12 protein-coding genes are annotated in these 12,809 nt (G+C 73.8%); 1 reads left to right on the top strand and 11 read right to left on the bottom strand.

Features of this window, described 5'->3' with window-relative positions; genetic code table 11:
• Window positions 1-79 precede the first annotated feature (79 nt).
• The 8 genes from hpaD to ABEA81_RS04390 all read right to left on the bottom strand — a co-directional run bounded on the left by hpaD (window position 80) and on the right by ABEA81_RS04390 (window position 9,019).
• Window positions 80-1,135 (bottom strand): 3,4-dihydroxyphenylacetate 2,3-dioxygenase, encoded by a 1,056-nt coding sequence (hpaD, locus tag ABEA81_RS04425; RefSeq protein ID WP_345603459.1) that lies wholly within the window; start codon window positions 1,133-1,135, stop codon window positions 80-82.
• Window positions 1,132-2,661, bottom strand: a complete 1,530-nt coding sequence (gene hpaE, locus ABEA81_RS04420; protein WP_345603458.1) for a 5-carboxymethyl-2-hydroxymuconate semialdehyde dehydrogenase — start codon at window positions 2,659-2,661, stop codon at window positions 1,132-1,134. The genes hpaD and hpaE overlap by 4 nt, the downstream gene beginning before the upstream one ends.
• On the bottom strand, window positions 2,658-3,599 hold the full coding sequence (gene dapA / locus ABEA81_RS04415) for a 4-hydroxy-tetrahydrodipicolinate synthase (protein WP_345603457.1): 942 nt from the start codon (window positions 3,597-3,599) through the stop codon (window positions 2,658-2,660). Before dapA ends, hpaE begins: the two co-directional genes overlap by 4 nt.
• Entirely contained in the window at window positions 3,596-4,282 is a 687-nt protein-coding gene (locus ABEA81_RS04410; RefSeq protein WP_345603456.1) for a GntR family transcriptional regulator, read from the bottom strand. Before ABEA81_RS04410 ends, dapA begins: the two co-directional genes overlap by 4 nt.
• Window positions 4,279-5,739 carry a fumarylacetoacetate hydrolase family protein gene (locus ABEA81_RS04405; protein ID WP_345603455.1) on the bottom strand — a complete coding sequence of 487 codons (1,461 nt, stop codon included), beginning with the start codon at window positions 5,737-5,739 and terminating at the stop codon, window positions 4,279-4,281. Before ABEA81_RS04405 ends, ABEA81_RS04410 begins: the two co-directional genes overlap by 4 nt.
• 493 nt (window positions 5,740-6,232) lie before the next feature.
• Window positions 6,233-7,498: an NAD(P)/FAD-dependent oxidoreductase gene (locus tag ABEA81_RS04400; RefSeq protein WP_345603454.1), complete on the bottom strand. Its 1,266-nt coding sequence runs from the start codon at window positions 7,496-7,498 to the stop codon at window positions 6,233-6,235.
• The gene (locus ABEA81_RS04395; RefSeq protein WP_345603453.1) at window positions 7,476-7,805 is read right to left on the bottom strand and encodes a 2Fe-2S iron-sulfur cluster-binding protein; all 330 of its coding nucleotides are present in this window, start codon (window positions 7,803-7,805) and stop codon (window positions 7,476-7,478) included. Before ABEA81_RS04395 ends, ABEA81_RS04400 begins: the two co-directional genes overlap by 23 nt.
• A 23-nt stretch (window positions 7,806-7,828) precedes the next feature.
• Window positions 7,829-9,019: a cytochrome P450 gene (locus ABEA81_RS04390; RefSeq protein ID WP_345603452.1), complete on the bottom strand. Its 1,191-nt coding sequence runs from the start codon at window positions 9,017-9,019 to the stop codon at window positions 7,829-7,831.
• Window positions 9,020-9,126: 107 nt separating this feature from the next.
• On the opposite strand from ABEA81_RS04390, the gene ABEA81_RS04385 reads away from it, so the two are divergent.
• Complete coding sequence (locus tag ABEA81_RS04385; protein ID WP_345603451.1) at window positions 9,127-10,065, top strand: LysR family transcriptional regulator; 939 nt, start codon at window positions 9,127-9,129, stop codon at window positions 10,063-10,065.
• Between the two features lie 3 nt (window positions 10,066-10,068).
• On the opposite strand, the gene ABEA81_RS04380 is transcribed toward ABEA81_RS04385, so the two are convergent.
• From ABEA81_RS04380 to ABEA81_RS04370, 3 genes are read right to left on the bottom strand one after another with little or no spacing between them, the layout of a single operon-like run.
• The gene (locus ABEA81_RS04380) at window positions 10,069-10,953 is read right to left on the bottom strand and encodes an NAD(P)-dependent oxidoreductase (RefSeq protein ID WP_345603449.1); all 885 of its coding nucleotides are present in this window, start codon (window positions 10,951-10,953) and stop codon (window positions 10,069-10,071) included.
• Entirely contained in the window at window positions 10,950-11,345 is a 396-nt protein-coding gene (locus ABEA81_RS04375) for a carboxymuconolactone decarboxylase family protein (protein ID WP_147259066.1), read from the bottom strand. Before ABEA81_RS04375 ends, ABEA81_RS04380 begins: the two co-directional genes overlap by 4 nt.
• Window positions 11,342-12,685: an MFS transporter gene (locus ABEA81_RS04370; RefSeq protein ID WP_345603448.1), complete on the bottom strand. Its 1,344-nt coding sequence runs from the start codon at window positions 12,683-12,685 to the stop codon at window positions 11,342-11,344. The genes ABEA81_RS04375 and ABEA81_RS04370 overlap by 4 nt, the downstream gene beginning before the upstream one ends.
• Window positions 12,686-12,809: the final 124 nt, after the last annotated feature.

The raw sequence follows: 12,809 nt of genomic DNA, 5'->3' as shown, positions 1-12,809 counted from the left end.
CGGACGAGTGGTGCTCCGTGCCGGCGCAGACCACAGAGGCCGGCGTGCTCGTGGGAAGGCTCGCGCACCGGGCTCGGCGCTACACCTGGTTGCCGAGCTTGAACTCACGAGGATCCTCCCCGGCGCGGGTGTAGGAGAACCCGTCCGCCCCGATCGTCAGGTCGGCCTCGCGGGCTTCCGTGCGTTCCCGCAGCGCACGTGGCTTGCCGTCGAGGTCGAGCACGGGCGACGCCTCGGCGTACCAGGAGGGGACGACCGGGTTGCCCCACCAGTCGCGGCGCTGGTTGTCGTGCACGTCCCAGCGGACCACCGGGTTGTCCGGGTCACCGGTGTAGTAGTCGTGGGTGTAGATCTCGATGCGGTGGCCGTCCGGGTCGCGCAGGTAGAGGTAGAAGGCGTTGGACACGCCGTGGCGGCCCGGGCCGCGCTCGATCATGTCCGGGCGGCGCGCCGCCCCGAGGTGGTCGCACAGGTGCAGGATCTGGCTGCGCTCGTGCGTGGCGAAGGCGATGTGGTGCATGCGGGGGCCGTCGCCGCCGGTGAGGGCGACGTCGTGCACGGTCGGCTTGCGGTACATCCAGGTCGCGTACACCGTGCCCGCGGCGTCCTCGATGTCCTCGGACACCCTGAACCCGAGGCCCTCGTAGTAGCGCTGTGCCGCGGGGACGTCGGGCGTCACCACGTTGAAGTGGTCCAGCCGGCTGATCGCTCCGGCGCCGTGCAGGTCGTAGCGCTGGGTGAGGCGCTCCACGTGCTCGGCGTCGAAGAAGAGCTCCACGGGGAAGCCCAGCGGGTCCTCGATCCGGACCGCCTCGCCGATCCCCCGCGTCGCCCCCGCCGGCACCCGCTCGACGCGCCCGCCCAGGGCCCGGTAGTACTCCTCGGCCCGATCCACCTCGGCGGCCGAACGCACCCGGTAGGCCAGCCGCGCGCACGCGGCCGTCTCGCCGCGGCGCAGCACGAGCGAGTGGTGCAGGTACTCCTCGAAGGCGCGCAGGTAGAGCGCGTCGGGCTCCTCGGCGGTGACGACCAGCCCGAGCAGGTCGACGTAGAACCACCTGGCCGCGGCGAGATCGGTGACCACGAGCTCGGCGTAGGCGCAGCGGATCACATCGGGCGGTGGCACGGACGTCATCGGTTCCTCCCGGCCGGGCCGGCGCCGAACCGGGGCGTGTGCACCTCGCCCAGCGTGACGTGCACGGCCTGCTCCTCGGTGTAGAAGTCGATCGAGCGGTGGCCGCCCTCGTGGCCGAGCCCCGACGCCTTCACCCCGCCGAACGGGGTGCGCAGGTCGCGCACGTTGTGGGAGTTCAGCCAGACCATCCCGGCCTCGATCGCCTGGGCGACCCGGTGGCCGCGGGTCAGGTCGCGGGTCCACACGTAGCCCGCGAGCCCGTACTGGACGTCGTTGGCCAGCGCCACCGCCTCGGCCTCGTCCTCGAACGGGGTGAGCGCCGCGACGGGGCCGAAGATCTCCTCCTGGAAGATCCGTGCGGTCGGCGGGACGTCGGCGAAGACGGTGGGCGCGACGTAGTTGCCCTCGGGCAGGTGCTCGGGGCGCCCGCCGCCCGCGACCAGCCGGCCCTCGGTCTTCCCGATCTCCACATACCGCAGCACCCGCTCGTGGTGTTCGGGGTGCACCAGCGCGCCGACCTCGGTCCGCGGGTCGTGCGGGTCGCCGACCACGACGTTCCGGGCTCGCTCGGCGTAGCGCTCGACGAACTCGTCGTAGACGCTGCGCTGGACGAGGATGCGCGAGCCGGCCGTGCAGCGCTCGCCGTTGAGGGAGAACACGCCGAACACCGACGAGTCCAGTGCCGCGTCGAGATCCGCGTCGTCGAAGATCACGACCGGGGACTTGCCGCCGAGCTCCATCGACAGCCCCTTGAGGTGCGGGGCGGCCGCGCGGAAGATCTCCCGGCCGGTCGTCGTCTCGCCGGTGAACGAGATCAGCCGGGTACCGGGGTGGGCGACGAGCGCCGCGCCCGCCTCCTCGCCGATGCCGTTGACCAGGTTGAACACGCCCTGCGGCAGGCCGGCCTCGGTGAAGATCTGCGCCCACAGGCTCGCCGAGAGCGGGGTGAACTCCGCGGGCTTGAGCACCACCGTGCAGCCCGCCGCGAGCGCCGGGGCCAGCTTCCAGGACTCCAGCATGAACGGGGTGTTCCACGGCGTGATCAGCCCCGCGACGCCGACCGGCTTGCGGTTGACGTAGTTGAGCTGCCGGCCCGGCACCTTGTAGGCGTCGTCGGTCTGGCCGACGATCAGGTCGGCGAAGAACCGGAAGTTCTCCGCGGCCCGCTGCGCCTGGCCCAGCGCCTGTGTGATCGGCAGGCCGGTGTCGAACGTCTCCAGCTCGGCGAGCCGGGCGTCCTGCGCCTCGACGAGATCGGCGATCCTGTTGAGCACCCGGGCCCTGGCTCGCGGCGCCGTCGTCGGCCAGGGGCCCTCGCTGAACGCGCGCCGCGCGGCGGCGACGGCGGCGTCGACGTCCTCCGCCCGGCCCGCCGATGCGGTGGCGTACGTGCGGTTGGAGACCGGGTCGAGCACCTCGAACGTCGCGCCGCCGACCGAGTCGCGCGGCGCGCCGTCGACGAAGTGCTGCAGGTGCGTGGGCAGGCCCTCGGGGACGTGCCGGCTGGCGGGCTGCGTCTGCGTCATGCCGTCACCTCGGCAAGCGCCACGGGGGTCAGGTACTGCTCGGCGGCCGCGGCGAGCGCGCGGACCTCGTGCTGCCCGTTCTCGGTGAGCGGGATGAGCGGGGACCGGACGTGGTCGCTCGCGATCAGCCCGCGCTCCTTCATCAGCCACTTGGCCGGTGCCGGGTTGGTCTCGACGAACAGCAGGTCCACCAGCGGGTGCACGCCGTAGTGGATCTCACGGGCCCGCTGCGCGTCGCCCGCGACCGCCGCCTCGTACATCTGCGCGACGGCGGCCGGGGCGATGTTGGCCAGCGCCGAGACGAAGCCCGCGCCGCCCAGCGGCAGGAGCGGCAGGCACAGCAGCTCGATCCCGGACCAGACGAGCAGGTCGGGGCCCGCGGCGTGCAGCACGCGGGAGAAGTGCTCGAAGTCCTTGGTGGTCTCCTTGACCCCGACGAAGTTGTCGTAGTCGCGGAACAGGCGCCCGACCGTCTCCGGGGCGATGTCCACGGCGGTGCGCGACGGGACGTTGTAGGCCACGATCGGGAGGTCCGGGAACTCACGCGCGACCGTCGAGTACCACACGTACAGCGCTTCCTGGGTGGGCCGCGCGTAGTACGGGGTGATGACGAGCGCCGCGTCCGCCCCGGCGTCGCGCGCGGCGGCGGTCAGTTCCAGGGTCTCGGCGAGCTTCGCCGAGCCCGTGCCGGGCAGGAACGGCACGCGGTCGCCGATCTCGGCGGCGACGGTGCGGATGCCCTCCGCGCGCTCGGCGATCGACTGCGCCGACGGCTCGCCCGTCGATCCGCCCAGCGAGATGCCGTGCGAACCGGCGGCGAGCTGCCAGCGCACGAGGGTGCGCAGGGCCTCGTGATCCACGTCCCCCGCGTCGGTGAACGGCGTGACCAGCGGCGCGATCGAGCCGGTGATCCCCGCGGGGTCGGAGCGGAATCTCATGGCTGTCCTTCCGGTTCGGGTGCGGCCTGGCTCTGCAGGACCGCGCGCACGGTCGCTTCGCGGTGGGCGCGGGCGGCGGCCTCGATCTCGGCCGGGGGCGCGCCGCGCGCGATGAGGTCCAGGAGGGCGTCGTGCTCGCGCACCGACTCCGCCGCGCGGTCGGGCACGAACGAGAACACCGACGAGCGCAGGCCCGACACGCGCGCCCACCCGCGCTCGACGAGGTCGAGCAGGTGCGGGTTCGGGCACGGCTCGGTGAGCACGCGGTGGAACTGCTGGTTGACGCGGCTGTGCCGCAACGGGTCGAGGTCGTCGAGCCCGGCGCGCATGGCCTCGTTCAGGCGGCGCGCCTCGGTGAGCGCCGCGTCCGCGAGACGCGCGGCCGCCATCCCGGTGGCAGCGCCCTCGACGACGGCGAGAGTCTCCACCGCCCAGCGGTACTCGACGGGGTCCAGGCCGCGGACGGTGGCGCCGACGTTGCGGACGACCTCGACGAGGTCCTCCGCCTCCAGGCGGCGGACCGCCTCGCGCACGGGCACGGTCGAGACGCCGAGCTCCTTGGCCAGCACGCCCAGAACCAGCCGGTATCCGGGCGTGTAGGCCCCGCTCTGGATGCGCCCGCGGATGAGGTCGTAGGCGAGGTCGACCTTGGAGACCGGCTGGGCGTCGGAGAGGGAGGTCACGACCGGGCCTGCTCGGCGTCGTACCGCTCGCGCCACGGCCCGGACAGCGGGTAGAGCCCCTGCAGCCCGGCGCCCTCGGCGACCCGGGCGGCGATCCACTGCTCCTCGTGCTCCTGCTGCTCGGCGGCGGCGAGCACCTCCTCGACCAGGCCCGGCGGGATCACCACGACCCCGTCGTCGTCGGCCACGATCACGTCGCCGACCTGCACCGTGGCGCCCCCGCAGGCGATGGTGACGTCGGCCTCCCACGGGACGTGCCGCCTGCCCAGCACGGCCGGGTGCTGCCCCGAGGTGTAGACCGGCAGGTCGATCGCGGCGACGGCGGCGGCGTCGCGGGCGGCGCCGTCGGTGATGATCCCGGCGGCGCCCCGCACCTGCGCGCGCAGCGCGAGGATGTCGCCGAGCGTGCCGGCCGTGGGGTCCCGGCGGGCCTCCATGACGAGGACCTCCCCCGGGCCGATCGAGTCCACCGCCCGCTTCTGCGCGTTGTAGCCGCCGCCGTGCGCGGCGAACAGGTCGGGCCGGAACGGGACGTAGCGCAGCGTGCGCGCGGTGCCGACCAGCCGGCGGCCCGCGACCAGCGGACGCACCCCGTCGATGCTCGCGTCGTCGAAGCCGCGCCTGCGCAGTTGCACCGACAGCGTCGCGACGGCGACGCGGTGCAGCCGCTCGCGGATCTCGGCGGGCAGGCCGGGTGGCCCGGCCGGCGGGGTGCCCCAGGCGTCGGCGCGCACCGCGTCGTCGACGTGTGCGGGTGCGCCCCACGGGGCCAGCGGCGGACCCTCGACGACCGCGGTGCGCAGCCGCCCGGTGCTGCGGGTGCCATCGACCGTGCCGACCTCCACCTCGACCACCTGCCCCGGCCGCGCCACCGAAGCGCCGGCGGGCGTGCCGGTGAGGATGACGTCGCCCTCCTCGAGCGTGAGCATCCGCGACAGGTCGGCGACCAGGTGACCGAAGTCGAACAGGAGGGCGGCGCTGGTGTCGTCCTGCACGAGCTCGCCGTCCAACCAGGTGCGGATCCGCAGGCCCGCGGGGTCCAGCTCGGCCGCGGGCAGGAGCTCGGGCCCGAGCGGGGTGTAGCCGTCACCGCCCTTGGACCGGACGTTCGAGCCCCGGTCGGCGGTGCGCAGGTCCTGCAGGCCCAGGTCGTTCGCCGCCGTCACCCAGCCCACGTGCGCCCAGCCGTCCTCCGGCCGCACGTGCCTGGCCGGGGTACCGATGACGAGCGCGATCTCGCCCTCGAACGCCAGCAGCTCGGTGCCGCCGGGCCTCTCGACGCGGCCGGAGCCCGTCAGCGAGGAGGGCGGCTCGAGGAAGTACGACGCGGCGGTCGGCGTCCGCCCGCGCTGGGCCGCGCGCGACGGGTAGTTGAGGTGGACCGCGACGACCTTCCCGGGCCGCCTGCCCAGCGCTGCGGTCACCGCGTCCGGGGCGCCGGGCTCCGGTCCAGGCATGCGAGTTCCTCCCTGCGATCGCGTCGTCTACGAGATCGTATATCTTCTCGTGTCCGATCGCGACCCTTTGCTCGGGTTTCAGCTCCGCTGCGGGACCTACCCGCCGCGGGTCGAGCACCGTCGCGCCCACCTCCTGCTCGGCCTGGTTCTCCACCCCGAGGTCGATGCCGGTGCGGTCGCGCAGGAGCGCGGTGGCCGCGACCGCGAGCACGAACATGCCTCGGCGGGGCGCCGAGGGCCCGGGCCAGCGTGGCGGCGCCACCGCTCACGTTCGCGCTGAACGTCTCCTGGTCCTCCTCGACGGCGCGACAGGCCGCGAAGCAGGTGACGAGGTGGCGCCCGAGAGACGGCACCCACGCGACCGGCGACTCGTCCAGCAGCCGGCGGTAGGTGGGATACGGGTCGGCCAGCATCGCCGCGGGCTCGACCCAGTCGGCGGTGGGGACCGCGGGAGTCGACGTCGTTGTCATGGACGCTCCTTCGATGGGCTCGGTCAGGCCACGGCCGGCTCCCGGGCGAACGCCTTCAGGCAGAACGCCGGATCGCGGAGCTGTCCGGGATCCGGCGAGCGCCCGGCCGCGAGGAGCCGACGCGCGGCCATGTGGTCGGTGGGCCGGTTGAGCGACTCGACGGCGACGAGCCGCCCGTCGCGGAAGCAGCAGACGGAGAACCGGCCGGCGGCGGGATCACCGGAGAGGACGTCCTCGTCGCCCGGCAGGCGCACCCCGGCTATCTGCAGCTTCAGGGCGCCCTGGTGGCTCCAGAACCACGGCACGTCGTCGTACGGGCGGGCGTCGCCGAGGATCGCGGCGGCGACGTGCCTGCCCTGGCCGGTCGCGTTCTGCACCGACTCGAGCCGGATCCGGGTGCCGGTGTGGCCGCTCGGGTGGCTCGCGCAGTCGCCCACCGCGTAGATCGCCGGGTCGGGTGTGCGCAGGCACTCGTCGACGACGATCCCGTCGGCCACCGGCAGCCCCGCCCCGGCGGCGAGCGCGGTGCGCGGCACCACCCCGGTCCCGACCAGCACGAGGTCCGCCCGGTAATCGGTGCCCGCGCTGCTCACCGCGCCGGTCACGCGCCCCCGGCGACCGGTGAACGCCGCGACGCCCTCGCCCAGCCGCAGGTCGGTGCCCGCCCGCCGGTGCGCCTCGGCGACGTGGCAGGCCGCCTCCCGGGACAGGGCCCGGGCCAGCGGCCGGTCCGCGGCCTCGAGGACGGTCACGGCCTGCCCGTGGGCACGGGCGGCCGCCGCGACCTCGAGCCCCACGAAGCCGCCGCCGACCACGAGCACGGAGCGCGCCCGCGACAGCCCGGCCCGCAGCTCCTGGGCGTCGCCGAGGGTGCGCAGGGCGTGGATCCCGGCCAGGTCCGCCCCGGGAACCGCGGGCACGCGGTTCGCCGCCCCGGTGGCGAGCACGAGGACGTCGTAGGGCAGCGCGGCGCCGTCGTCGAGCAGGACGTTCCGCGCCGTGCGGTCGAGCGCGGTCGCGGTCACCCCGGTCCGCAGCTCGATCCGGCGGTCGGTGAAGAACCGCTCGGCCCGCAGCGGCAGCGGCGCGGCCGTCCCGCCGGGCGCCAGGTGCTCCTTCGACAGCGGCGGCCGCTGGTAGGGCAGCACGGGCTCGTCCCCGACCAGGATGATCGGCCCGTCGTGGCCACCGGCGCGCAGGGCGTCGGCGGCCTGCACGCCCGCGTGCCCGGCGCCGATGACGACGACCCGCGCACCGACGACCCGCTCAGATCTGGGTCGCGGGCACATCGACCTCGACCTCCTCGAGGCCACCGGCGCCGAGCGTCAGCTGGCAACCGAGCCTGCTGCGACGCTCGTCGCGCGGCGCGGCCGTGCACTCGAGCATCTCCTCCTCGTCCTCGCTGATCGCGGGCAGCGCGTCGAGGTGGGGCTCGCGCACGTACACGTGGCAGGTGGCGCACATGGCCTGTCCCCCGCACTCGCCGACGATGCCGTCGACGCCGTTCTGCACGGCGGCGCGCATGACGTTCGAGCCGGCGTCGACGTCGACGACGTCGGTCGCTCCCCCGGCGCGATGGAAGATCACCTTGGGCATGCAGCACTCTCCTGGAAGAACGGTCAGCCCCACCGCACGGGCAGGTCGGTCACGCCGCGGAACACCCAGCCGCCGACCACCGCCGGGCGGGCCGGGTCGAGGCGCAGCCCCGGGAGCCCGGCGAACAGGCGTGGCAGCGCGACGGACACCACCGACGCCCTCGCGATCCACGCGCCCGCGCAGAAGTGGTTGCCGCCGCCGAACGCGAGATGGGGCTTACCCCGCCGGTCGATGTCGTAGGACTCCGGGTCGGTGAAGACCGCGGGGTCGCGGTTGGCGGCGCCGACGACCACCCCGAGGCGCGCGCCGCGCGGCACCGCCATGCCGGCGAGCTCGGTGTCCCGGGTGGCCTCGCGGGGGTACATGCTGATCGGCGCGACCCAGCGGATCGACTCCTCGAAGGCGTCCGACCAGCGCCCGCCTGCGAGCACGCTCGCGAGCTGGTCGGGGTGCGACAGCAGCGCCCAGGTCGTCGTCGCGATCGCGTCGCGGGGCTCGTTCAGCCCGCCGCCGATGGTCATCTTCAGGTTCGCGCGCAACGACTCGAGCGGCATCGGGGTGCCGGCCAGCTGCGCCAGCAGGCTCGCGTCCGGGTCGGCCCGCAGGACGGGCAGCATCTCGTCGATCGCGGCGTCGACCTCGGCGGACGACCGCTCCGCCAGCGCCCAGACGTCCGGGTCGTCGGCGTAGTTGCCGGTGCCGTCGATGAGGGTCTGCGACCAGCGCTGCATGTCCTCCTGGCGGGCGTTGCGGAAGCCGAGGACGACGCGCAGGTTCTCCGCCGCGTACGGCGCCGCGAACTCCGACACCAGGTCCGCGCCCGGACCGGCGTCCTCGAGCCGGGCGAGGTACGTCGCGACGCTGCGCTCGAACACCGCACGCCAGTGCTGCGTGATCGCCTTCGGCCGCAGGACGCCGCCGTAGGCCTTGCGCTCCACGTCGTGCTCGGGGTCGTCCTTGCGGAGCATGCTGTGCCCCATCGACCGCTTCATCAGCGAGCCGGTCTCGTCGGCCGAGAACCGCTCCTGGTCCAGCTCGACCGTGTGGCAGGCCTCGTAGCCGATCACCAGGTACCGGTTCACGGCCGGGACCCAGTGGATCGGGGCGATGCTCCGCAGCCGCTGGTAGATCGGGTAGGGATCGGCGTGCAGGTCCGGGATCGTCACCCAGTCCGCCGCGGGGACCGGCCCGGCCCCCGTCGTTTCCACGGTCATCGTCGGCCGCCCTTCCACTCCGCTCCGCGTCGCCGACGAGTGTGGGCAGGACCACCTCCACAGGTAAAGTTCAAATAAGCTCGCTTCAAGCGAAGGAGAGGTTCGGTATGGCGGCGTACACCCTGCGGCAGCTCGCCTACTTCGTGGCCGTCGCCGATGCCGGGTCGATCTCGGGTGCAGCGGCGACGCTGCACGTCACGCCGACCGCCGTCGCCTCCGCGCTGACCGACCTGGAGCGCGTCCTGCGCACCCAGCTGATGGTGCGCCGCAAGGCGCACGGGGTGGCGCTGACGCCGACCGGCGCGTTCCTGCACGAGCGCGCGCGAACGCTGCTGCGCGACGCCGACGAGCTCGAGCTCGCAACGGCCAACGGCGGGACGGAGCTCGCCGGCCCGCTGGTGCTCGGCTGCTACGTCACCGTCGCGCCGACCGTCGTCCCGATGCTGATGGAGTGGATCGCCACGCACCACCCGAAGGTCGAGCTCACCGTCGTCACGGGTAGCCAGGCGGAGCTCCCGCAGCGGCTCCTCGCCGGGGCGCTGGACCTCGCCATCGGCTACGACATCGCACTGCCCGACGGGCTGGAGTCGGTGCTGCTGTACCGGACACCCGCCTACGTCCTGCTGCCCGACGGCCATCCGCTGGCCGCGCGCGAGGTCGTGCCGCTGGACGCGCTCGCGGCCGAGCCGCAGATCCTCCTCGACATCCCCCCGGCGGCGCAGCACACGCTCCTGCTGTTCGAGCGCGCCGGGGTCACCCCGCGGATCGCCCGGCGCACGTCCGACTTCGAGCTCACCCGCTCGCTCGTGGCCAGGGGGTTCGGCTACGCCATCCTCATCCAGCGGCCGGCCGTCGACCGCACGTACGAGGGCCTGCCGGTGGTCGTCCGGGAGATCACGCCCGCCAGCCCGAGCGGCGGGGTGCGGATGATCTGGCCACGGGAGGTGCGCCTGTCGGACCGGGCCGCCGCGATGGTCGCCTACGCCACCGAGCACGCCCGCGACCTCGACCCGCGGATGCGGCGCCAGGCGCTCGGCCTGACCTGAGGATCAGGGGCGTCCGAGCGAGGACCAGTACTCCACCGCTCGGGTGTGGTCGACGTCGCCCAGGTGCTCGAGCGCCTCGCGAAGCGCGCCGTGCACCCGCTCGCCCGCGCCGGCCGCGGTCGCGGTCCCCCTCAGCAGGTCCAGGGCGATGCCCACGTCCTTCGTCATGAGCGGCAGCGAGAACCCCGACGCGTACCGGCCGCCGACGACGTGCTCGCCCAGCACCTCGCTGCTGACGAAGCTGCGTCCGGTGGAGGTGTTGAGCACGTCGACGAGGACCGCCGGATCCAACCCGAACCGCTCCGCCGCGACGAGCGCCTCACCGCACGCCACGAACGTGGACGCCGCGACGAAGTTGTTGAGCGCCTTCACCGCGTGCCCGGTGCCGAGGCCGCCGGTGCGGTGGGTGCGGGCGCTCATCGCGTCGACGACCGGTTGCGCGCGCTCGGCGGCCGCCGGGTCGTCCGCACCCATCATGATCGACAAGGTGCCGGCGACGGCCCCGGGCACACCGCCGGAGACCGGCGCGTCGACGAGCGCCACCCCGTGCTCGCCCAGCCGGGCGCCGAGCGCCACCGTCTCCTGGGGCACCGACGAGCTCATGTCGACGACGACGGCACCGGCCGGGAGGTGCTGCGGCACCCCGCCCTCCCACTCCAGGAGCGCCTTCGCCACGACCGCCGACGTCGGCAGCATGGTCACGACCACACCGCACCCCGCCAGGTCCGCGGGCGTGCGTGCGACCCGCCCCCCGGTCTCGGCCGCCAGCCGCTCCTCGACCTCGGCCGACTCGTCGCGCAGCACGAGGGAGAACCCGGCGGCGGCGACGTTGCGCGCCATCGGGGCGCCCATCCGCCCGAGCCCGATGAACCCGACCTCCTGCGTCACGCCTGCCCTCCCACCGTCGTCCGCTCCTCGACCGCGGCCCGCGCCGCCCGGAGCCCGTCGACCGCGGCCGGGATGCCGCAGTAGACCGAGGCGTGCAGCATGAGCTCGCGCAGCTCCTCGGGCGTGACGCCGTTCGACAGCGCTCCGCGCAGGTGGATGCCGACCTCGTGCGAGCGGTTCGTGGCGACGAGCATCGCGAGCGTCACGAGGCTGCGGGTCCTGCGGTCCAGCCCGGGACGCTGCCAGATGTCCCCGAAGATGTGCCGGGTGACGAGGTCCTGCAGCTTGTCGTCCCACTCGTCGGTCGAGCCGACCTGCTCGTCGGCGCCTGCGGGGCCGAACATGTCGCGGCGCAGCTCCAGGCCGAGGTCGTACAACTCGTCGTGGATCATCGAGTGCTGGCTCCTTCGGGGTGCGTGGTGACGGTGGTGTCGAAGCTGGACGGGATGCGCCGAAGGGCCACGATCGCGGCGCTGGAGACGGCAGCGAAGCCGATCATGAACAGGCTCACCGAGTAGACCGTCCCCGTCCAGCCCTGCAGCGCCGTGGCGACGAGCGGCGCGATGCCGCCGGAGAGCGCAGCACCGAGGGCGTAGGACAGGGAGGCGCCGCTGGTGCGGACCTCGGCCGGGAAGAGCTCGGCGAACAGGGCCGCCTGCGGCCCGTACGTCGCGGCGAGGCCGAGGGTGAGCACCACGACGGCGACGACCACGAGCCCAGGTTCCCCGGTCTGCATCAGGGCGAAGAACGGGAAGGCCCAGACGGCGATGAACCCGTAGCCGAGCAGGTACACCGCGTGCCGGCCGATCCGGTCGGACCAGGCGGCGAACGCGATCATGGCGACGAACCACGAGACGCAGCCGACGAGCAACACCGCGAGCATGAACCCGCGCGACAGCCCCAGTGTCCCGGTGCCGTAGGAGGGCAGGTAGGCGAGGAACAGGTAGCCGACGGCGTTGTTGCCGACGAACGACGCGATGGCCAGCGCGATCCGCCCGGGGTAGCGCCGCACGACGTCGACCACCGGCAGCCGTGCCGTGCGCTCCGCCGCCCGTACGGCTCGGAACGACGGGCTCTCCTCGACGGCGCGCCGGATGACGAACCCGATCACGACCATGACCACGCTCAGGAGGAACGGGATCCGCCAGCCCCAGCTCTCGAACGCCTCCTGCGGCATCACGGCGACGAGCAGGAGGATCACCGAGTTGGCGAGGAACATCCCGGTCGGGGTGCCGAGCTGCACGAAGTTGCCGAACACCCCGCGCCGGCCGGCGGGAGCGTGCTCGACGGCCATCAGCGCGGCGCCGCCCCACTCACCGCCCGCGGAGAGCCCCTGCAACAGCCGCAGCGCGACGAGCAGCACCGGCGCCCAGATACCGGCCTGCGCGTAGGTGGGCAGGAGCCCGATCAGGGTCGTGGCCGTGCCCATCATGGTGAGCGTGAGGACCATGACCTGCTTGCGGCCGATCCGGTCACCGAGGTGACCTGCGAGCACCCCGCCCAGCGGGCGGGCGACGAACCCGATCGCGAAGGTCGCGAACGCCGCCAGCGTGGCGGTGAACGGGTCCATCTCGGTGAAGAACAGCCGCCCGATCACGAGCGCCGACGCCACGCTGTAGACGTGGTAGTCGTACCACTCGATGCTGGTGCCGACCGCGCTCGCGAGCGCGACCCTGCGGTACATGCCGGGGCTCGGCGCCGGAACGACCGGCGCGCCGCTGTGACTGGTCATCCTTCTCCCTTGAAAGAGCACCGCGTCGTTCGAAGAGCAGCGTCGTACTCCGTCCAGACCGTAGGAGCCGGACACGGCAGCAGGCTTGGCCGTGCGCGACGGGCACCGGTCGATCCGCGCCGCC

It is taken from the genome of Pseudonocardia adelaidensis, assembly GCF_039543345.1.
GTDB classification, from domain to species: domain Bacteria; phylum Actinomycetota; class Actinomycetes; order Mycobacteriales; family Pseudonocardiaceae; genus Pseudonocardia; species Pseudonocardia adelaidensis.
Note: the sequence above shows the minus strand (reverse complement) of the source record. Positions and strands in the feature narration are given on the sequence as shown.